19 protein-coding genes are annotated in these 20,822 nt (G+C 59.9%); 6 read left to right on the plus strand and 13 right to left on the minus strand.

Going from position 1 to position 20,822, the window contains the following annotated elements; translation table 11 throughout:
* Positions 1-99: 99 nt before the first annotated feature.
* From PseuLF5_RS19680 to PseuLF5_RS19690, 3 genes are all read right to left on the minus strand, one after another.
* Positions 100-780, minus strand: coding sequence for an RES family NAD+ phosphorylase (locus PseuLF5_RS19680; protein WP_340134425.1), 681 nt, complete (start codon positions 778-780; stop codon positions 100-102).
* Entirely contained in the window at positions 777-1,187 is a 411-nt protein-coding gene (locus PseuLF5_RS19685) for an MbcA/ParS/Xre antitoxin family protein (RefSeq protein WP_007961687.1), read from the minus strand. Before PseuLF5_RS19685 ends, PseuLF5_RS19680 begins: the two co-directional genes overlap by 4 nt.
* A 307-nt stretch (positions 1,188-1,494) precedes the next feature.
* Positions 1,495-2,004 (minus strand): PBECR2 nuclease fold domain-containing protein, encoded by a 510-nt coding sequence (locus PseuLF5_RS19690; RefSeq protein ID WP_222833872.1) that lies wholly within the window; start codon positions 2,002-2,004, stop codon positions 1,495-1,497.
* Between the two features lie 442 nt (positions 2,005-2,446).
* On the opposite strand from PseuLF5_RS19690, the gene PseuLF5_RS19695 reads away from it, so the two are divergent.
* Positions 2,447-3,373, plus strand: a complete 927-nt coding sequence (locus PseuLF5_RS19695) for a LysR family transcriptional regulator (RefSeq protein ID WP_123470603.1) — start codon at positions 2,447-2,449, stop codon at positions 3,371-3,373.
* Here PseuLF5_RS19695 and PseuLF5_RS19700 read toward each other — a convergent pair.
* From PseuLF5_RS19700 to PseuLF5_RS19725, 6 genes are all read right to left on the minus strand, one after another.
* On the minus strand, positions 3,290-3,607 hold the full coding sequence (locus PseuLF5_RS19700) for an AzlD domain-containing protein (RefSeq protein ID WP_007952614.1): 318 nt from the start codon (positions 3,605-3,607) through the stop codon (positions 3,290-3,292). The two genes, PseuLF5_RS19695 and PseuLF5_RS19700, sit on opposite strands and share 84 nt — an antisense overlap.
* Positions 3,586-4,302 carry an AzlC family ABC transporter permease gene (locus PseuLF5_RS19705; protein WP_123470601.1) on the minus strand — a complete coding sequence of 239 codons (717 nt, stop codon included), beginning with the start codon at positions 4,300-4,302 and terminating at the stop codon, positions 3,586-3,588. The genes PseuLF5_RS19700 and PseuLF5_RS19705 overlap by 22 nt, the downstream gene beginning before the upstream one ends.
* Positions 4,299-4,676, minus strand: a complete 378-nt coding sequence (locus tag PseuLF5_RS19710; RefSeq protein WP_016986309.1) for a GNAT family N-acetyltransferase — start codon at positions 4,674-4,676, stop codon at positions 4,299-4,301. Before PseuLF5_RS19710 ends, PseuLF5_RS19705 begins: the two co-directional genes overlap by 4 nt.
* Before the next feature lie 79 nt (positions 4,677-4,755).
* On the minus strand, positions 4,756-5,502 hold the full coding sequence (locus PseuLF5_RS19715) for a 2OG-Fe dioxygenase family protein (RefSeq protein WP_123470600.1): 747 nt from the start codon (positions 5,500-5,502) through the stop codon (positions 4,756-4,758).
* Positions 5,503-5,734: 232 nt separating this feature from the next.
* Positions 5,735-7,039 (minus strand): OprD family porin, encoded by a 1,305-nt coding sequence (locus tag PseuLF5_RS19720; RefSeq protein WP_336348023.1) that lies wholly within the window; start codon positions 7,037-7,039, stop codon positions 5,735-5,737.
* Positions 7,040-7,337: 298 nt separating this feature from the next.
* The gene (locus PseuLF5_RS19725; RefSeq protein WP_340134431.1) at positions 7,338-8,006 is read right to left on the minus strand and encodes a DsbA family protein; all 669 of its coding nucleotides are present in this window, start codon (positions 8,004-8,006) and stop codon (positions 7,338-7,340) included.
* Between the two features lie 253 nt (positions 8,007-8,259).
* Here PseuLF5_RS19725 and PseuLF5_RS19730 point away from each other — a divergent pair, with 253 nt between their 5' ends.
* Entirely contained in the window at positions 8,260-10,350 is a 2,091-nt protein-coding gene (locus PseuLF5_RS19730) for a TonB-dependent receptor (RefSeq protein WP_267805635.1), read from the plus strand.
* A gap of 112 nt (positions 10,351-10,462) precedes the next feature.
* Here the strand turns inward: PseuLF5_RS19730 and PseuLF5_RS19735 are convergent, their stop codons facing one another.
* From PseuLF5_RS19735 to PseuLF5_RS19750, 4 genes are all read right to left on the minus strand, one after another.
* Positions 10,463-10,675, minus strand: a complete 213-nt coding sequence (locus tag PseuLF5_RS19735) for a hypothetical protein (protein ID WP_123470593.1) — start codon at positions 10,673-10,675, stop codon at positions 10,463-10,465.
* A gap of 245 nt (positions 10,676-10,920) precedes the next feature.
* Positions 10,921-12,027 (minus strand): agmatine deiminase, encoded by a 1,107-nt coding sequence (aguA, locus tag PseuLF5_RS19740; protein ID WP_123470591.1) that lies wholly within the window; start codon positions 12,025-12,027, stop codon positions 10,921-10,923.
* 5 nt (positions 12,028-12,032) lie between these two features.
* The gene (aguB, locus tag PseuLF5_RS19745; RefSeq protein ID WP_128615437.1) at positions 12,033-12,911 is read right to left on the minus strand and encodes an N-carbamoylputrescine amidase; all 879 of its coding nucleotides are present in this window, start codon (positions 12,909-12,911) and stop codon (positions 12,033-12,035) included.
* Between the two features lie 305 nt (positions 12,912-13,216).
* Positions 13,217-16,129, minus strand: a complete 2,913-nt coding sequence (locus PseuLF5_RS19750) for an aminotransferase (RefSeq protein WP_340134434.1) — start codon at positions 16,127-16,129, stop codon at positions 13,217-13,219.
* 165 nt (positions 16,130-16,294) lie between these two features.
* On the opposite strand from PseuLF5_RS19750, the gene rfbC reads away from it, so the two are divergent.
* Genes rfbC through PseuLF5_RS19770 form a run of 4 tightly spaced genes read left to right on the plus strand, consistent with a single transcriptional unit; the run spans position 16,295 to position 20,525 of the window.
* Positions 16,295-16,840 (plus strand): dTDP-4-dehydrorhamnose 3,5-epimerase, encoded by a 546-nt coding sequence (rfbC, locus tag PseuLF5_RS19755; RefSeq protein ID WP_340134436.1) that lies wholly within the window; start codon positions 16,295-16,297, stop codon positions 16,838-16,840.
* Between the two features lie 42 nt (positions 16,841-16,882).
* On the plus strand, positions 16,883-18,691 hold the full coding sequence (locus PseuLF5_RS19760; RefSeq protein WP_128614180.1) for a sensor histidine kinase: 1,809 nt from the start codon (positions 16,883-16,885) through the stop codon (positions 18,689-18,691).
* A complete protein-coding gene (locus tag PseuLF5_RS19765) occupies positions 18,688-20,073 on the plus strand; it encodes a sigma-54-dependent transcriptional regulator (RefSeq protein WP_340134438.1) in 1,386 nt (461 codons plus the stop codon). The genes PseuLF5_RS19760 and PseuLF5_RS19765 overlap by 4 nt, the downstream gene beginning before the upstream one ends.
* A complete protein-coding gene (locus tag PseuLF5_RS19770) occupies positions 20,070-20,525 on the plus strand; it encodes a thioesterase domain-containing protein (protein ID WP_322375375.1) in 456 nt (151 codons plus the stop codon). Before PseuLF5_RS19765 ends, PseuLF5_RS19770 begins: the two co-directional genes overlap by 4 nt.
* The last annotated feature ends 297 nt before the right edge of the window (positions 20,526-20,822 follow it).

The following is a 20,822-nucleotide window of genomic DNA, read 5'->3' on the forward strand; positions in this document are numbered from 1 at the left end:
GAGTTGCTGCAGTTCATTGAGCATCTCTGCCTTTTTTCCTTCAGTTGCTCAAGGTCGGCTGCGATCGGCCTGTCGATCAAACGTGTAGCGCCTCGTGCTTCAAACCTGACTGATCTCAAACACAAACGAAATCCTGCGCTGGCTCGCACTCCACACATAACGCAGATGCTTGCCCTGTTTCGGAATCGACACCGCCGGCGGCCGGAACGCGGCGACACATTCGTGGCCCGGCAGACGGACGCTGTTGTAGAGCAGGCCCCAGGATTCAGAGTCGCGCAGTTGTCGGGCAAACGCCTGGGATGGGCCGTAGGCGTCTGGATCGGGTTGATGCAAATCGGGAAAGTCGTGACGCACATCGTGCAGTGGCTTGACCACTCGATTGACGTAAGTACGCAGGGTCAACTCAAGATCCGCTTCGTGGGTGGCCGCGAGAAACCGTTCCTGGTGATAGCAGGTTTCGGCAATAGCGGCGGCCTGGCTGCTGGCGGCGTAGTAGACGCCGAAGGTGCCGTCGGTGAAACGGCTGCTTTTGCCGATGTGGGTAAACGCCGCCATCACCGGGGTTGAACCGGGACCGGAGAGTCGGTCTTCGGGGCGCACGCGGGCGAGGACGCCGGCCTGTTCGATCAGGCGATCGTTGGTCAGCGCTTCCAGCGCGTAGGCGATTTCCAGGTCTTCGGGATCGAGCACGTCTTCGAACAGCGCAATCGGCGGGAAGCTGCTGTTCACGATCCGATAGGCCTTGGGCCATTGCGGCTCGGCCAGCGGTGGGGCCTTCAACCGCGTACCCCGTCGAGGTAGCGGCGCACGTCGGCGATGTCGACCACCCTGCCCGCCAGCATGTAATCCAGCGCCGTTCGGCCATTGAATGGCGCAGCCGTATTTGGGCTGCTGACCCAGGTGTAGGCGCGCTCGCGGCTGTTGCTGAAGATGATGCTCAAGGCCTTGTGAATCCCCATCAGATAGGAGATGCGCTCCAGCGTGTCATGTGGCAGGCGAATGTTCGGCGGCAGGTGTTTGTACTTGTAGAACGTGGTGTTGCCGACGCCGCCCAGCAACGTGCGCTGTTGCTCGGCGTTGCAGCCCCAGCGCTCCATCAGGTTGAAAAAGAACTTCAACGCAACACGCCCGGCTTCGGGGACGTCGAGTTGTTCACGCGGGGTTAGGGCTGGGGATGAGGTAGGCATCTTCGTCCTTCTTAGCTGGTCCGCAAACTGAGCTTAGTACACATCTGAACATTTCCAATAAATTTATTCGTATACGAACAAAAACCCTCAAACCTCCGGTTGACACTTCAATGTTCCGTGGCAGAGAATCTTGCTCAAGAGCGCGAAACCGACTGCCTTCAGGTGGCGATAGTCGGCGTTAGGAACCCCGTTGATGACCTGAAAATCAGCGCTCGGGTGAGACCTCTTCTCCCCTGCTTGAGGGAGCACAATATCAAGCACATTCACGTGAAGGGCAGCCTGAGAAGGCTGCCTTTTTTTGTTTGAGCTATCGGTAACGTCGATATAACAGATCACCATGCCGATGCTTGTTAAGGCCTTTCTTTTCACAGTTCATAAAATTCCAGAGTACGTTGCCGTGCTCAACATGAATCACCACCAGCATCTGATATCTCGCGTTGTAAGCACCGATGAAGGAAAGTCTGAACGAGGCATCATCGTAGGAAACCCGCCATATCTCTAACGGCTTCGTCAGGGTATCTCGGGCAAATTCGGTGAATCGTTCACGGGCATTCGAGCGCTTTTCCACCGTGTGACGCAAATGTTCACGCTTCACTAAAATCGGCGCATAAGGTGTTTCGATCAGAACAGCGTCATGACCGGGATCAAGTCCGAAGCCGTTGGCAACTTGCTCCCACGCTGCATTGAGGCTCGACGCACCTGGAAGCTCTCTGACCGCAGAAGTCAGAAGCCTGGGGTCAATATCGCGAATATCCGGTAACCCCAGATCTTTCCAGTTTTGTTGGTCGGGTAACGCCCTGCTCCCCTGCAAACTCATGGCATCGACTCGCTAGCTTCGCGGATGCCGGCATTGCCTGGATATCCATGGCCTCGGACTAAACGTCCCGAAAATAACTGCCCGATATTTCAGCTACTTGTGGTTTGGAGGTAAATCAGCCCGTTCGCTCTGTTCTATAGGAGGCTTCCGACAACGGTGAAAAATAGTGGCGTTTCGGCGTGGGAAACAACTCGAAATGCTGTAGTCCGGAGGCATAAACATCTGCCCGACTCTTCCAAGTAGGGCACTTTTCTTGACCCCAATCACCCCCATGTCACCAAAAATCCCGATCCTGTGTCAGCTTCCAGCCATCGGCAGGGACATCAATTCGCTACTAAATCCGCGACAACTATGCTCAGGTACAGGAATATAGCCGGCATATGGCGCCGGATCGGCAGTCTCGTAAACAACAATACCCAGCCCACTTCAGAGGGCATTACCCATGGATAGCAGAACCTTACGCAACCTCATGCGCATCGTGCAGACCGGCTCCTTGTCGGCCGCAGCCGAGCATTCGTGCCTGACTGTGCAGGCGTTGGCCGCGCAGTTGAACAAGGTCGAAGAGCAGTTCGGTTTCCGCTTGTTTCGACGTTCCAACAAAGGTCTGACGCTGACGCCGCAAGGCACCGAGCTCACGCCGTATATGGACAGAGTGCTGATCGCCACGCGACAGATGGAAGAAAAAGTCGAGGCACTCAAGGTGCCAGGCCAGCGCCCCTTGAAGGTCGCGTTGAACAACACGTTATCGGCTGACTTCAACCGGCGCATGATCGGACGCCTGATCGAAGTATTTCCCGATTACCAGATGGAATTCAGCTACGCCGAGTCGATGGAAAACCTCAGCAAGCTGAAGAATGAGGACTTCGATCTGGCGGTGTTGATCGGCCCGCAGCGCCCGGGGTTGCCGAGCATCGTCCTGCCGGATGTGCAGGTGCAGGTGGTCGGTGCGCATTGCGGCCAGGAAAACGATCCACTGACGTTACTGGGCAACAAGTTTCAGGTACGTCCCGCGGAGGATTGTCCGTATTCCCACAGTTTTTTGCGTTTTCTCGACGCCGGCCTGGGCAATCACGAGAACGGCCAGCGAATGGTCTATTCGTGCAGCGAAACCCTGACGTTGTCGCTGATCACGCAGATGGATGCGGTCGGCATGGTCTCGCGCGAGGCCGCGCAAAAGAACGGCCTGACGATTTTCCCCGGGTTCGAGGATTTCCTCGAAGTGCGCCTGGCGGTGAACAATCCGGAGTTGTCGAGCCAGGCACTCAACGATGTCGTCGATCTGCCGCTACATGAACGAGCCGAGCGCAATGTACGCAGCCGTCCCAACCGCCACACTGAGAAAGAGGTTTTTGCTGAAATACGCACATAACAGCGTCGGAATCGCGGCATAAAATTCCGGGCGATCGAGCTGTATGTGCTGATCCTTGATCAACAGGGGTGTCAGGCTGATCGCAGCGACGATCGCCACCGGCAAGTATTCCAGCGCCCGCGCCACGAAGGGTGGCCAGTGCTCGGTGTTGACTTGCAGCGGCAAGGCGCGCGGCAGAAAGGTCACGGCCATCATCAGCGCGACCACCAGAATCAGGAACGTTTGGTCAGGCATACACCCACTCCGCAGCCCACAAACGTGGCGATAAACACATTGAACGGCGAACTGCCGACCAGGCTCAGCGCGCCCATGCAGACGACGGCAGCCGCGGCGGCGATGAGTTTGTTGCGGGTGTTGCACAGCGACACCAGCACGTAGAGCATCATCGCGGTCAGTGCGTAGTCGAGCTGGTATTTGATCAGGTGCGACGCATATTGCGCACACACCGCACCCAACAGCCCACCCAACACCCACGAGGTGTGGCAGAACAGGTTGAAGCCGATCAGGTAACGGATGTTGACCGGCGCGCCAGTGCCGAGTTTGACGCTGTGAAACGCAAAAGACTCGTCAGTGAGGCCACCGGCGTAAGCCCAGCGCTCCATGCGGCTCAAACCGAGGGCGCGCAGGGCCTTGGCCATGTACACCGACATCAGCATGTGTCGCGCGTTGATCAGGAAGGTGGTCAGCACGATGGTGGTCAGCGAGGCGCCGCTGGAGATCAGTGCCAGCGCCGCGAATTGCGAAGCACCGGCGTAGACGAACAAGCACATCGCCACCGGTAGCCACATCGGCAGGCCAGCGTTGACGGCCATCAGTCCGAACACGAACGACACCGTGAAGTATCCGGCAACCACGGGGCTGGCTTCGGCAAACGTGCGCGACGGCTGAGGGGTGACCATCAGCGGCGCACTGCCGGACGTTTCATTCATAGATCCCTCTCAAATGTCCGTTCGCCGTGAGGTTCGCAAAAACCCTGGGCAGCCCAGAATCGCTTGCCCGCGAGGTTAGCATCATCGACGAACAGGAACATCCGCAGCACACCGACCCGCTTCATGTCGGAAGACGCCGCTTCAACCAGACGCTGACCGACACCCTGACTGCGGTAGCGCGGGCTGACGGCCAGATGGTTGATTGTGCCGCGACTGCCGAGCATGCCGCCCAACACCGCCCCGACGATTTCGCCGGCGACGTCGAAGGCCAGATAGGCCGTGGTGGTTTTCTGGATCAACACGCCGCGCAGGCACTTGGCGTCCTGCCATTCGCAAAAGGACACTTCGTCGAACTGGCGGAAGAAGCGCTCCATGCGCTGCGCATCCTTGGCCGTGGCGCGTCGCAGCACCACCGGCGTCGAGCATTCGACGCCGTCGATTGGGGTGATCTGATTAGCGAACAATGTCGAAAGCGGTCCCGGGCCGCGAGAAGGAGATCGCCAGAATCTGCCGGTACGCCATGGCATGGGTGTGGGTGTTGCGGGCCGGCGTGACGTAGTGGCGCATGTCGCGATCGAGGAAGTAGGTGGTGTCGAGAATTTCCTTGTAGGTCGTCGACGCCAATTGATTCTCATGGATGTCGTACAAACGACTTTCCGCGCCCTCGACATTGTTGCGACCCCAGAAGTGCACACCGCTGAACGGATAACCGTCGCAGTGAATCCCTTCCGGCGTAATCTCAAGTTGCTTGCCGGGTTTGATTTCGATGCGGATCTGATGAATCTGGCATTGCCAGATTTCATCGTGCAGCTCTTCCGGCAGCACACTTTTGTACACTTCGAAATCAGTGTCGATCAGGCTGCGCATCACCGGCGAAGTAATCACTTCATCGGAGAAGTCCTGGAAGTGGCGAACCACGCCGCCAACGTAGGCGTTGTTTTCTTTGGACTGCACGTAGGCGCGATGCTCGAGTTGCTTCAGCTCGCGGGTTTTCGGGTTGTACTCAAAGTCGCTGTAACGACGGTAACGCATGCCGGCTTCGGCCTGACCGTAGTAACTGTCAGGCTCCATGTTTTCCCAACTTTTGGTCAGTCTGACGAAGTCGGCGAAATGACCGTAGAGATTGAAGTCACCACCCTGGACGTTGACATATTTGTCGCGCCGTAGCGATTCGCCCACTTCTCTGTTCAAAACGATCATTACCAAAATCTCCGCTGCATTGAGCGGCCTAATCTATTAGGTGGAGATTTTGCGTCCATGAGAAAGAATTTCAGGCATTTAAAGCGCTGATTGAAACGGCGTTTGAAGCGACTTAAAAACAACTTTTACATGACAAAAACACGGGTTTTTCCTGCTTTTCAGCGAAAAACCGCTCAAAAAAAACCCCGAGCCAGTCGGGGTTTTTCTCATGTGTGTTACACCGTAGCGAACATCAGAAGATGTTGATCGGGTAGTCCACGAACACACGCACTTCGTTGCCGCCAACGTTGTATTCGCTGGATTTCTGCGACACACGCAGGATCGAGCTGCGCAACTTCACGCTCAGGTCTTTGGCCGGACCGCTTTGCACGACGTACTTGAACTGGTTGAAGATTTCGCGCTCGGTGCCGCCTTCGCTGGTGGAAGTGGTGATGTTGTCGCCACGCACGTAAGCGAAGTTGTAGCTCAGACCCGGTACGCCGAATGCGCCGAAGTCCAGGCCGTAGCCCAGTTGCCAGCTGCGTTCGTCTTCAGCGTTGAAGTCGGACCAGTAGGAGTTGGCCAGGTAGATGGTGTTGCCACCGTCACCAACACGGTTTTGATCTTTCTGGTAGCCGCCGTAGGCGTAGCCCAGGTTGCTGTCGCCGGTGGAGCGCTGGTGCGCCACGGTGAACGAGTGCGGACCGGTGGCGAAGGTGGCTGCCAGGCTCCAGATCTTGTTGTCCTGACCGGTGACGATGCTTTTGCCAGGCACGGTGTTTTCGCGCACGTAGGAGCTGTCCAGCTTGGTGCGATAGCCGTTGAAGTCCAGGGTCAGCGACTGATCCTTGTCGATCGGGAACACGTAGTTGGCGTTCACGTATTGCTTCTTCAGCACGTCTTCGACGTCGGACGCGTACAGCGCCGCCTTGAACTGCTCGGTGAACTGGTAGCTACCGCCCAACACGTTGATCGACTTCAGGCCACCGCTGTCACGGCCTTCATCGCTCTTGCGCGATTCGGCGGTGAAACGACCGGCGTTCAGTTCCAGGCCTTTGATCTCTTTGGAAGTGATCAGGGTCCCGGTGTAGCTTTCCGGCAGCAGACGCGAATTGTCGTAGTTCAGCACCGGCAGGGCCGGCATCTGGTCACCGTAGGTCAGCACGGTATTGGAGAAACGGAACTTCACCGCAGCGCCGCCCTTGGCCAGATCGTCAGCCGGGTTGCCGCTGTTGTCTTGCTTGAAGAAGTCGATGCCACCGGCGCCGCTGCGGCCCTTGCCACCGTCCAGACGCAGTGCGTACAGACCGAACGCGTCAACACCCACACCAACGGTGCCTTGGGTGAAACCGGACGAGAACGTGCCGATGGCCGCTTGACCCCATTCGGCCTTGTCTTTGTTACCGTCTTTGTAATCACGATTGATGTAGGCATTGCGCAGCAGCACTTTCAGGCTGCTGTCTTCAACAAAACCCTTGGACTCGGCCTGGTCGTTAGCCATGGCCTGTGTAGCACTCAACATCCCCAGTGCGATCAGACTGATCCGCTTGTTCAACATTTTGTTTTCCTTATTACGGGTTGAAACGCGCTGTGTCGAACGGCTGAAACGGCGCTTTTGCACTCTTGTATTCACCCCGAAACAAAAAGACCCGCCCACAACAAAGTCATGGCGGGCCTGCTCCTTATTTTGAGTCATGGCGGTTGGCCACAGGCGTTGGGGCCGAATCGTAGCCGCGCCCTGAACAGTGTGTCAATTTCAAGAATCGTCTTTAAATAGGCAGAAAACGTCTAAAAAACGTAAATTTTGCGCTGAGTCCTTGCACGGAAACGCCGCCAGCCAGTGAATCAATACTCGATCAGGCGCAACCGTCGAGGCCGCAGGACAACGAGGACTCGCCCGTGCCATCGACCGCGACCGCCTGCCCCAACCATTCGGCAAACGCCTGCGGCTTGCCCAACCAGGGACTGATGTCGAGCAACGTGAATTGGCCGTCCTGTTCCAGGGCAAACGTTGGAAAGCCCTGCCCGCCCACCTGAGCGAGCAACTGGCGCGTGGCTTTTATATGGGCTTCGGTGGCCACGGACTTTAATGCTGCGCGGAAGTCTTCGGCGTCGTAACCCAGCTCGACCGCCAACGCCGAAAGCACCGACGCATCGGCAATCCGCCGCCCCTCTACATAGTGTGCTGTCTGCAAGCGGCCAAGCATCTGCAGACCGCGCCCGTCGATGGCCTCGGACGCCAGCACGGCAGCGATCGGCGGGGTCGAATCGAAGACGGCCGAGTGATCGCGCAGCAAGCCTTCGAAATATGCCTCGCCGAAAGGCTGCCCGGTGTATTCGGCGATGCGCCGGTCATGGGGCATCACGTAATTGCGCAACTGCGGCGAAACGTTCTGGCGGTTGGCGCCGCTCATCATGCCGCCCGCGTGGGCAATCACTGGCAGCACCTGCTGCGCCGCTTGCACCAGAGGCTTGGCGCCGTAGCACCAGCCGCATAAGGGGTCGTAAATGTAGTGAAGAATCATCGGTAAGCTCCGCTAAATCAAAAAAAGTCGATGCCGGCAGATTAATTCCCGGGACGTTGCGGAAAAACGCCGGAACAGCTTTCAGTCTGTTTCGCCAATCGGTCGAATCGGCCGAGCGTTCCGCGTGTATCGACGCAGACACAAATAGAAACAATCAGACAAGGGAACTTATAAAGAATAATTAACGAGAGCAAATGCAAAGCATTACCATTCGCGCACTCGAATTCTTCCACCCTTCCGGATGCGCTTTTCAATGCCTGCCCCGTTCCGTCTTACGCCCGTCACGCTTGGGCTTTCTGCCTTTCTGTCCAGCGGTTTCGCCTGTGCGGCAACCGAATTACCCGCCACCGCGATCAGCGCCGAAGCACTGGCCGATGACCCGCGCGTGAAGATCAGCAGCACTGCGACTCGCACCTCGACCCCGCTGCGCTACGTGCCGCAGGCCATTGACTCGATCAAGACGTCGAACGTCGCCAACTACGGCACCAATGACATCGGCGACGCCTTGAGCGGCATGCCCAACGTCAGCAGCAGCGCCGATACGCGCTTCGACAGCCTGCGCATTCGCGGTTTCGACGCCAGCAACGACTTCTACCTGGACGGCATCCGCGACGACAGCCAGTACAAACGCGATTTGCATAACATCGAGCGCGTCGAAGTGCTCAAGGGCCCGGCCGCGGTGCTGTATGGCCGCGGCAGTCAGGGCGGGATCGTCAACCGCGTCAGCAAGATGCCGGAATTCGGCCGCCGCTCGACCCTCGAGGCCCAGCTCGGCAGTGAAGACCTGCGCAGCCTGTACGCCGATCTCAGCACCGATCCCAGCGAAAACCTCAGCCTGCGCCTGAACATGGGCAACATGGATGAAAACAGTTTCCGCGATGGCGTCAGTGGCAACCGCCAACTGTTCGCGCCGTCGATGAGCTGGCAACTGACGCCCGACCTGAACTGGCTGGTGCAGTACGAATACAGCCGCTACAACCGCACCCCGGATCGCGGTATCCCCGGCATCAACGGCCGCCCGGCCGATGTCGGTCGCGACACGACTTACGGCAACGGCCACGACTTCATCGACGACAAGTCCCAATCGCTGCGCTCAAAACTCACCTACGCAATCAACGACGACTGGCAACTGCGCCAGACCCTCGGCGTGTTCAAGCTCGACAGCGATTTCGACAACACCTACCTCACCGGTTTCGACAAGAAAACCAACAAGGTCACGCGCCAGCACTGGCAGCAGGACCTGACCACCCGCAATGTCTATAACAACGTCGAACTGGAAGGTGGATTCGATACGTTCGGGCTCGAGCATCGCCTGCTGACCGGGATCGAGATCGGCAGCCAGCGTCGCGATCCGACGCTGTATAACGCAGCTACGTCCGGCCCCGGCAGTTCCGCAGTGCCGGCACTCGACCTGAACAACCCCGACCGCAATCTGCGCCACACCGGGCGCATGCAGGTGTCCAGCGACAGCCACACCGAGGTCGAAAGCCGCGCGGTGTACGTGCAGGATCAACTGCGCCTCAACGATCAATGGCAACTGCTCGCCGGCTTGCGCTACGACACTTTCGATATCGAATCGACCAACAAGCTGCGCAACATTTCCGAAGACCGTGACAGCCACAGCACCAGCCCGCGCGTGGGCCTGGTCTGGACGCCATTGCAGAATCACTCCTTCTACGCGTCCTGGTCCAAGACCTTCTCGCCGGTGGGCGGTGGTCTGATCGGCATCACCCCGGGCGCGGCCGGCAACAGCAATGACCTGAGCCCGGAGTTGACCAGACAGAAAGAGATCGGCGTGAAGAGTGACTGGCTCGATGATCGCCTCAGTACCACGCTGGCAATCTATGACCTGGAGCTCTACAACCGCCGCACGACGGATCCGAACGATCCGACCCTGACCATCATGACCGGCGTTCAGCGTTCACGGGGTATCGAGTTGACCGCCACCGGCAACATCGTCGGCCACTGGTACATGCGCGGCGGCGTCGGTATGCAGGACGCGAAGATCGAGAAGGACAACAACGGTCTTGAAGGCAAGCGCATCAACAACGTTGCCAAACACAACGCCAGCCTGTTCCTGACCTGGAAGCCGGAAATGGGCTGGTACGGTGAAACCGGTCTGACCCTGGTCGGCCAGCGCTACGCCGACAATGCCAACACCACGGTGCTGCCGGGTTACGGCCGCTGGGATGCCTTGGCCGGTTATCGCTTCAAGGATTGGGATGTACGTGCGGCGTTGAACAACATCACCGATCGCGAGTATTACGATTCGGCGACCAGCCAGTATCAGATCCAGCCTGGTGCACCGCGCAGCGTCGTGATGACCGGCACGTATTCCTTCTGATTCAACGCAACACCTGCAGGCGCGAGCAGGCTCACTCCTACAATATTTTTGTATCGTGCATAAAAAAGCGCTGCCATCCCGGCAGCGCTTTTACCAATCCCTGTTGTTTTTCTTATCCTTCCAGTACAGCCCACAACGCATCCAGCTCGGCCTCGCTGAACAGACCAGCGGGGTAACGCTCGATCATCATCCGGCGCGGATCAGGTTCCCTGATCTGACGCGTTCCATTGGATTTCAACCAGTGCGCGACAATCTGGAGCGATTCGCTGTTTACGGCCATGGGATGCAAAGTCCGCTCGCTGACTACGTTCACTTCGGCGTTCATTTCAGCGCTCTCTCCCCGTTCGTGAGCGGCTACGTTATCCAAGGTTTATGACAGAACTGTTGAAGTTCTCCCCCCTCCCTAGTGTCCTTTGTCGGATACAAGAGCTATGCCAAGGTTTCTGATCTGTCGACAAGCGGATACAAAAAAGCCCGCAGTCCAATCGGGCTGCGGGCTTGTGCAAGTGCATAGCGAGCTAATCGTTTTCCGGCTGATTTGCTAATCAACTCAAGCTGTTACGACTCAACTCACTCTTTGTGCGGCGCGGGTTGCTGTTGGGTAAGGCAGTGGATATTGCCGCCCCCCAGTAACAGTTCGCGGCCCGGCACCATCACCACTTCGTGCTGCGGAAACAGGTTCTGCAGAATTTCCCGGGCCGGGGCGTCCATCGGGTCGTCGAAACTCGGCGCGATGATGCCGCCGTTGACGATCAGGAAGTTCACGTAGGAACCGGCCAGACGCACGGACGGGTTACGCTCCTGCGTACCGTCCACCGGATCGACCCCGGCGCATTCTTCTTCGGTCGCATACAGCGGGCCCGGAATCGGCATTTTGTGCACCGTGAACGAGCGACCCTTGGCATCGGTGCTGTTTTGCAGCACGTTCATCGCCGCCTGGCAGCGCGGGTAGTTCGGATCCTGCGGATCGTCGGTCCACGCCAGCAATACTTCGCCCGGACGCACATAGCAGCAGAAGTTATCCACATGGCCGTCGGTTTCATCATTGAACAGACCGTCCGGCAGCCAGATGATCTTATCCACAGCCAGGTTGGCGCTCAGCACCGCTTCGATTTCTTCGCGGCCCAGATGCGGATTGCGATTGCGGTTGAGCAGGCATTCTTCGGTGGTGATCAGCGTGCCTTCGCCGTCGACGTGAATCGAACCGCCTTCGAGCACAAAACCTTCAGTGCGGTAACGCGGGCTGCGTTCGATCTCGAGGATCTTGCCGCCGACCTGCGAATCACGGTTCCACGGCGAGTACAGGCCACCGTCGAAACCGCCCCAGGCATTGAAGTCCCAGTTCACACCGCGCACTTCACCGCTGTTGTTGATGACGAAGGTCGGGCCGCTGTCGCGCACCCAGGCGTCATCGCTGGACATCTCGACCACGCGGATGTTCGGCACGTCGAGGCGTGCGCGGGCGTTTTCATACTGGCCGGCGGACACGGCAACGGTCACCGGTTCGAAACGGGCAATGGCTTTGGCCACGGCTGCGTGTGCGGCTTGCGCCGGCTTGCCGCCCAGACGCCAGTTGTCCGGGCGCTCGGGCCAGATCATCCAGGTTTGCGTTTGCGGCGCCCACTCGGCCGGCATGTAGAAGCCATCGGCGCGCGGGGTACTTTTCAAGGTGGTCATCGGGATCAGGACTCCAGGGAACCGTCGAGGGTTTTCAACGCGCCGTACAGATTCGGCCGGCGGTCACGGAACGAACCCCACGCGCTACGAATATGTTCGAGCTCGTCGAGGTTGAAAGTGTGCACAAGAATACCTTCTTCGGTTTTATTCAGCTCCTGCACTTTTTCGCCGAACTGGTTGGCGATGAACGAAGAGCCATAGAACGTGATGTCGTAGCCGTCCTGTTCTTCGTTGCCGATGCGGTTACTGGCGATCAACGGCATCAGGTTGGCACCGGCATGCCCCTGCTGCACACGCTGCCAGTGATCACGGGACGAAATGGTTTTGTCGTGCGGTTCACTACCAATAGCCGTTGGATAGAAGAGGATTTCCGCACCTTGCAGCGCCATGCTGCGCGCAGCCTCGGGAAACCACTGATCCCAGCAGATGCCCACGCCGATCTTCGCGTAGCGGGTGTTCCACACCTTGAAACCGGTGTCGCCCGGGTTGAAGTAATACTTCTCGTGGTAACCCGGGCCGTCCGGAATGTGGCTTTTGCGATAAATCCCGAGGTTGCTGCCGTCGGCATCGAGGATCGCGATGCTGTTGAAACGCGCACGGCCGGCACGCTCGTAGAAGCTGATCGGCAATACCACTTGCAGCTCTTTGGCGACCTTCTGGAAATGCTTGATCGCAACGTTCTCTTCTACGGTCGTGGCCAGTTGCAGATAGTCCGGATTCGGCTTCTGGCAGAAGTACGGCGCCTCGAACAGCTCCTGGATCAGGATGATCTGCGCGCCTTTGGCGGCGGCTTCGCGCACCAGTTTTTCGGCGGTTTCGAGGTTGGCTTCCAGATCCCACGAACAGGCCATCTGCGTGGCGGCGACGGTAACGATACGGCTCATGAATCCTCTCCGGGCAAGTGCTTTGACGGTCGAGAATTCGACCGAAAGAAAAAACGCGCGCACCGGAATGAGATCGCCATGCCGGAGCAATGGCGACTTTATAACCGATAAATATCGACTTTAAAAGCCAACAGAATGCTGCTAATCGACATTGCCGCAATTAAAGTCGATATAAATCGAATTGAAGCCTGAGATAAATGTGGGAGCGGGCTTGCCCGCGAAAGCACTGGATCAGTCACCAAACAGGCCGACTGACACACCGCGTTCGCGAGCAATCCCGCTCCCACAGGGAGGATCTGCAGCGCTTACAAGCCTTCGGCGAGGACCCGATCAAGCATGTCGACGAAGAAATCCACGCTCTGACGTGAAGTCACCATCGGCGGTTTGATCTTGAGGACGTTGAGGTAGTCGCCGGTCGGTTGCATGAAAATCCCCAGTTCACGCAGGCGATCACACAGCCGCGCGGTTTCCTCGGTTGCCGGTTCCAGCGTCTCGCGGTGACGGACCAACTCCAGCCCCAGATAAAACCCGGAACCATGCACCGCGCCCACCAGCGGATGTTTATCGATCAACGCTTCGAGCCGTGCCTTGAAATGGCCACCGACCGTCCGGGCGTTTTCCCAGAGTTTTTCTTCTTCCATTACATCGAGCACTGCCATGCCGATCTGGCAACTCACCGGGCTGCCACCGGCCGAGGAGAAGAAATAACCTTCCGCTTCCAGCGCTTCAGCGATGTCCCGACGCGTGATCACCGCGCCCAGGGGCTGGCCGTTACCCATGCCCTTGGCCATGCAGATGATGTCCGGCACGACGCCCTGTTCTTCGAAGCCCCAGAAGAAATGGCCCATGCGCCCGTAACCGACCTGCACTTCATCGGCGATGCACACACCACCACGGGCTCGCACCAGTGCATAGACCTGTTTCAGATAACCCGGTGGCAGCGAGATACCGCCGGCATTGCCGTACACCGGCTCGCAGATGAACCCGGCCAATTGGCGTTGTTGCCCGGCAATTTTCTCAAGCTGATGTTCGACGCTGCGCACGTAGTCAGGGGCTGAATCGAGGCCGCGGAATTCACCGCGATAGACGTTCGGCGCGGTCACCGGATGAACCCAGTCCGGACGACTTTCCAGGGCCTTCGGGTTGTCGGCAATCGAGGTCGACACGGCATCGGCACCGACCGTCCAGCCGTGGTAACCCTCCAGCACGCTGAGTATGTCGCGCCCACCGCTGTAGGCCCACGCCAGACGAATCGCGAGGTCATTGGCCTCGCTGCCGCTGTTGACCAGAAACACCCGATCCATGCCCTCCGGTGCCAGTTTCAGCAAGCGCTCGGAAAACTCGGCGACCGCCGCGTAGTTGAACCGGGAGTTGGTATTGAGCAGCGACCATTGCCGGCTCGCCACCGCCGCCATGCGCGGATGGCCATGCCCCAGCACCGCGACATTATTGAGCATGTCGAGGTAAGAGCGGCCCTGCATGTCGATCAGGTGATTGCGCCAGCCGCGCTCGATGCGCGGCGGGTCGACGTAATAGTGTTTTTGCGTGCGGGCGAAACTGGCGTCACGCCGCGCCAGCAGGGTTTTCGCATCCAGCTCCGGCTCGGCATCACAGGCCAGCCCGAGCAACGCGGCCGGCGACGGACACAATGCCTGCCACGCCGCCGCCCGGGCCGGCGTGCAGAACAGCGGTGCCGCCAGCTGCGCACCGCGACACAACTGCACGAGCAACGGGCCACTGACCGCGCCCAGCACCTGCCCCTTGACCAGCGCTGCGCCGCTTTGCAGCGAGGGCGTAACACCCCACAAGCGCACGCTGAGCTGCGGGCCGTCCAGCTGCAGTGCTCCCCCGGCCGTTTGATGCAGCACACCGGCAAACGGCGATTCCACCGCAGTGCCGTTCGGTACACGCAACTCGACATGCAACGGGAAAGTGTCCGGTTCGTCGGCACTGTCAGGGCGGGTGCGCGACAAACGGTATTGCCCGTAACGGCTTGCCGCCAGGCCATGGGCCGTCGCCGCTTCCGTCAGCAAACGCTGGTCAATACCGTCCTGTTCCCAGTTACCCGCTTCGAAATGCGGGCTCAGCACCCCCAGATCGATCAGCGCGAATTCCCGCCCGACCAGGCCCGGCAACAACGGCGCAAAACCTTCACTGTCGATAACCGGCAAGGCCTGGCCGACGGCGCTGAGGATCGCCGCCTCCATCAGCGCCAGCGGTACCGAGGTGGCGACGTGGAAGATTTCCCACTCATGGACAAGGTTGTCGCGGCTGTAATGGTTGCCGGGGTCGATGCTGACCTGCTGTTCGCCACTGAGCACCAGCACCGCCGCGCGGGCCACGATCAAGGGCCACAACGCCTGAAGTTCTTCGTGTTGCAGCGGATTGACCGCGTGATAGGCCTGAACCGCCGGCAAGATGACAAAAGGATCGCCACCGGCGTGATGCAATAGCGCGGCGCAGGTCACCGACAGATCGGTGACGCGCCAGGTGCGCACCAGATCGCCGAAGTCGATCACTCCCTGCAATTGCCAGTGCCGCTGCGCATCGCGCTGCCAGACGGCGTTGTCGTCGGTGATGTCCATGTGGATCGCCTGCACCGGCAGCTTGTCCTGCAACGGCTGCAGTCGGCGTTCGGCCTGTTCGGCGGCGTCGGCGATCAGGGCACGCTGCGATTCGTCCTTGATCACCGGCAACAAATGACTGATCAACGCACTGGCGTGGCGGGCGTCCCATTGCAGCGTACGCGCCAGCCCCGGATGGTCGAACCCGGCCAGCGCCAGATCCATCTCGCCGCAGAGCCGGCCAAACCCGGCCACCACGTCCTGCCCCAAATGATCGAGATGGGTCAGCGGCTGGCCTTCGATGTAGTCCAGCAGGCGCACATGGACCGCTTCGCCACCGGCTTCCAGCGTCAGCAGATCCTGACCGTCATTGGCTGCAATCACCCGTGGCACATTCACTGCAGAATGCGCCGCGAGGTAGTTGAGGCCGGCATGCTGCGCCTGCAACTCCACGAGGGCGTAATCGCCCCGGCAGATTTTCAGGACGAAGCGCCCGCGCGCGCTGTCCACACGAAAATTAAGATCCTGCTGGCTACCGAGGGGGTGCAGCGTACCGCTGAGCCCGTAATGGTCTGCCAGCCATTGTCGGGCCTGCTCCTGAGAAACCTGCGGGCTGGGCAGACTGGCGCGATGGATCAACGTGGCGAGCGGCATGAAACGACCCCTGAAATTTTATTAGACGCCTATATCGCCATTGCTTCGGCAGATGCGCAACCCCCGCCTTTGCGGCGAGACACAAGTACTTGCGCGGGAACACTCGCGCCCTTTGGCACTTTGCGCAAGAATGGCGCCCATTCACCCCTTTCACTGGAAAACTTCATGAATGTAATCACCACCGAACTGCCCGGTGTTCTGATCATCGAACCCAAGGTATTTGGTGACGAGCGCGGCTTTTTTTACGAGAGCTTCAATGCCAGGGCTTTCCAGGAACTGACCGGGCTGACCCGGCACTTCGTTCAGGACAACCATTCGCGCTCGGAGAAAGGCGTCCTGCGGGGCCTGCATTACCAACTGGAAAACACTCAGGGCAAACTGGTGCGGGTCACGGCCGGTGAGGTACTGGATGTTGCCGTGGACATCCGTCGCAGCTCACCGCACTTCGGCCAGTGGGTGGCGGTTCGTCTGTCTGCCGCCAACCACCGTCAGATGTGGGTGCCGGAAGGTTTTGCGCATGGCTTCGTGGTCCTGAGCGAGTTCGCCGAATTCCTCTACAAGACCACCGACTTCTACACGCCTGCGGCCGAACGAAGCATTCGCTGGGACGACCCGGACCTGGCCATCGACTGGCAACTCGACGAAGCGCCGAAACTGTCGGCCAAGGATCAGGCAGCGGTGTTCTTCAAGGACGCTGACGTCTTTTCCTGAGCGTGGGCATAATGCGCCTGTCATTACAGGCGCATCCGGCACATGAAACCATCTCTCCCCCGCAGACCCCGCTGGCGCAGCCTCGCCCTGCTGGCCCTGTGCCTGGCGCCGCTGCTGTGGCCGCTGGAGCATCTGGCCGAGCGTTACTACCGCAGCGAACTCGCCGGACAAAACCGCCAGACCCTCGACCTCTACGTCGCCAACCTGCTGGGCACCCTGCACCGCTATGAAGTGCTGCCGCAGATTCTCGGCGACCTGCCGGCCCTGCGCGCCGTACTCGGAGCGCCGGACGACGGCGTCACCCAGGGCAATGCCAATCGCCTGCTGAAAAACATCGCCGCCCAGACCGGCGCCGAAGTCATGTACCTGATGGACACCAGCGGCCAGACACTGGCGGCGTCGAACTGGGACAAGCACGACAGTTTCGTCGGGCGCAATTTCTCGTTTCGTCCGTATTTCAGCGAAGCCATGGCCGGGCGTCTCGGGCGTTTCTTCGGCCTCGGCACGACCTCGGCCAAACGTGGTTACTTCTTCGCCGCCGCCGTGCGCAACGGCGAAAAGATCATCGGCGTACTGGTGATCAAGGTCGACCTCGACCACACCGAAAGCCTCTGGGGCAAAACCCCGGAACAACTGCTGGTAACCGACCATAACGGGGTGGTCATCCTGACCTCGCGTCCTGAATGGCGCTTTCGCTCCACGCGTGTCCTGAGCGATACCGAGCGCTCGGCCATCACGGCCATTCAGCCGTACCCGACCCGCGAGCCGCGTCCGCTGAATCTCAGCCCTGACGCGTGGCTGACGCAAACCCATGACATCGCCGAAACCGGCTGGAGCGTGAGCATTCTCGCCCCGCGCACGCTGATCGACCGCCCGGTGCGCACGGTGGTCGCCATCGGGGGGGCGACGCTGTTGGTGGTGATGCTGTTGCTCGGTTTGATGATGCAACGCCGCCGGCATTATCTGGAACGCATCGCCTTCGAAGCCAAGGCCCGCCGCGAACTGGAAGGCCGGGTCGCCGAGCGCACCAGCGATCTGGAAGGCCTCAACCGCCGCCTGAAGCAGGAAGTGCTCGAGCGCGAGCAGGCGCAACAGGAATTGGTGCGTGCGCAGGACGATCTGGTCCAGGCCGGCAAACTGTCGGCGCTGGGCACGATGTCGGCGAGTATCAGCCACGAACTCAATCAACCGCTGGCGGCGATCCGCAGCTACGCCGAGAACGCCGAAGTGCTGCTCGATCATCAGCGCACCGACGATGCTCGCGGCAATCTCAAACTGATCAGCGAACTGACCGGACGCATGGCCTCGATCATCGCCCACCTGCGCGCCTTCGCCCGCCGCGACCGGCATGCCCCGGAAAGCGTGGCGCTGCAACCGGCACTGGACGATGCGCTGGCGCTACTCGCCAAACGCCGCCGAAGCATGGAAGTCGAACTGATCCGCGACCTGCCCGCCGCCACCCTGTGGGTCGAAGCCGGGGAAACCCGCCTGCGCCAGGTGCTCGGCAACCTGCTGGCCAACGCCCTCGATGCGCTGACCGAAAAAGGCCCGCCGCGCAAACTGTGGCTGAGTGCCGAATCCACCGCCGACGGCGTCAATCTGTACATTCGCGACAACGGCCCGGGGTTCTGCATGGAAGCCCTCGGTCGCGCCAGCGAGCCCTTCTACACCACCAAGACCCGCACCCAGGGCCTTGGGCTGGGGCTGGCGATCTGTGAAACCCTGATGCGCGCCTTCGGTGGTGAACTGTCGTTCGCCAACCACAAGCAAGGTGGCGCCTTGATTACCCTGCGACTGCGCGCCGGCGCACCCGGGGTCAGCCTGCAACCGTCCGAGGATCGAAGTGCATGACCATCGACAATCGCATTCAGGTGGTGTTGATCGACGACGATCCGCACTTGCGTCAGGCCCTTGGCCAGACTCTGGATCTGGCCGGCCTGAAAATCCTGCCACTGGCCGAAGCCAAAGGCCTGGCCGGGCAGCTTGAGCGCGACTGGCCTGGCGTGGTGGTCAGCGACATTCGCATGCCCGGCATGGACGGCCTGGAACTGTTGAGCCAGCTGCACGCTCAGGACCCTGAGTTACCCGTGCTGTTGATCACCGGCCACGGCGACGTGCCGTTGGCGGTGCAGGCGATGCGCGCCGGTGCCTATGATTTCCTGGAAAAACCGTTCGCCAGCGATGCGCTGCTCGACAGCGTGCGCCGCGCCCTGGCCCTGCGCCGCCTGGTGCTGGACAACCGCAGCCTGCGCCTGGCCCTCAGCGACCGCAATGAACTGAGCGCCCGACTGGTCGGCCACTCGGCCCCCATGTTGCGCCTGCGCGAACAGATCGGCGCACTGGCCGCAACCAAGGCCGACGTGCTGATTCTCGGCGAAACCGGCGCCGGCAAAGAAGTCGTCGCCCGTGCGTTGCACGACCTGTCGAGCCGGCGCAACGGCCCGTTCGTGGCGATCAATGCCGGGGCACTGGCCGAGTCGGTGGTCGAGAGCGAACTGTTCGGCCACGAACCCGGTGCGTTCACTGGCGCGCAGAAACGCCGGATCGGCAAATTCGAATTCGCCAACGGCGGCACGCTGTTCCTCGATGAAATCGAAAGCATGAGCATGGATGTGCAGGTGAAGTTACTGCGCATGCTGCAAGAGCGCGTGGTCGAACGCCTGGGCGGCAATCAGTTGATCCCGCTGGACATCCGCGTCATCGCCGCGACCAAGGAAGACCTGCGCCAGGCCGCTGATCAGGGGCGATTCCGCGCCGACTTGTATTACCGCCTCAACGTCGCACCGCTGCGCATTCCGCCATTGCGCGAACGCGGTGAAGACGCGCTGGTGCTGTTCCAGCATTACGCCGATGAAGCCAGCGCCCGCCACGGTCTGCCACCCCACGAACTGCAGCCGGCACAACGTGCCTTGCTGCTGCGGCACACCTGGCCGGGCAACGTCCGTGAATTGCAGAACGCTGCCGAACGTTTCGCCCTCGGCCTGGAGCTGGCGCTGGACAACGGTGGCACCGATGGCGGTGGCAGCGCCGTGGAGGTCATCAGCGGTGGCCTGAGCGAGCAAGTGGAAAACTTCGAGAAGTCGTTGATCGCCGCTGAGCTGGCCCGCGCTCACAGTTCGGTGCGCAGCCTCGCCGAAGCCCTGGGCATTCCGCGCAAGACCCTGCACGACAAACTGCGCAAGCACGGGTTGAATTTCGCCGACAGTAATGCCCACGGAGACGAAGCCGAATGAACCGCGACAGCCGCTATCTGGAATCGGTGCTGCATCACGACATTCCGCTGACCCGCGAGATGGGCCTCAAGGTCCTTGACTGGCGCGAGCAACAGTTGAGTCTGCACTTGCCGCTGGAGCCGAACGTCAATCACAAGAGCACCATGTTCGGCGGCAGCCTCTACTGCGGCGCGGTGCTGGCGGGCTGGGGCTGGCTGCATTTGCGCCTGAAGGAGGAAGGCATCGAAGACGGGCACATCGTGATTCAGGAAGGCCAGATCAGTTATCCACTGCCGGTCACCGGTGATGCCACGGCGATTTGCCCGGCACCGGAAGCACTGGTCTGGAAGAGGTTTCTGGCGATGTATCAGCGTTATGGGCGCGCACGGTTGACGCTCAATACGCGGATCGTCAACGCGGGAAGTGATGAGGATGCTGTGACATTTACCGGGCAGTACGTTTTGCACCGTTAAAGATCAAAATCCCCTCACCCTGGCCCTCTCCCGGAGGGAGAGGGGACTGACCGAGAGGTCTTGCGTCAGACATCGACCTGAAAGATCGGCAGCGATTATGGATTCAGTAAAGCTGGCTCAAGCCGGTGAATCTCTCCAGCATCCCCCAATCGGCCCCCTCTCCCTCCGGGAGAGGGCTGGGATGAGGTGTCTTGCGTCAGACATCAAGCTGAAAGATCGGCAGCGATTATGGATTCAGTAAAGCTGGTTCAAGTCGGTGAATCTCTCCAGCATCCCCCAATCGGCCCCCTCTCCCTC

This window comes from Pseudomonas sp. LF-5, assembly GCF_037626295.1.
In the GTDB taxonomy this organism is placed as follows: domain Bacteria; phylum Pseudomonadota; class Gammaproteobacteria; order Pseudomonadales; family Pseudomonadaceae; genus Aquipseudomonas; species Aquipseudomonas monsensis.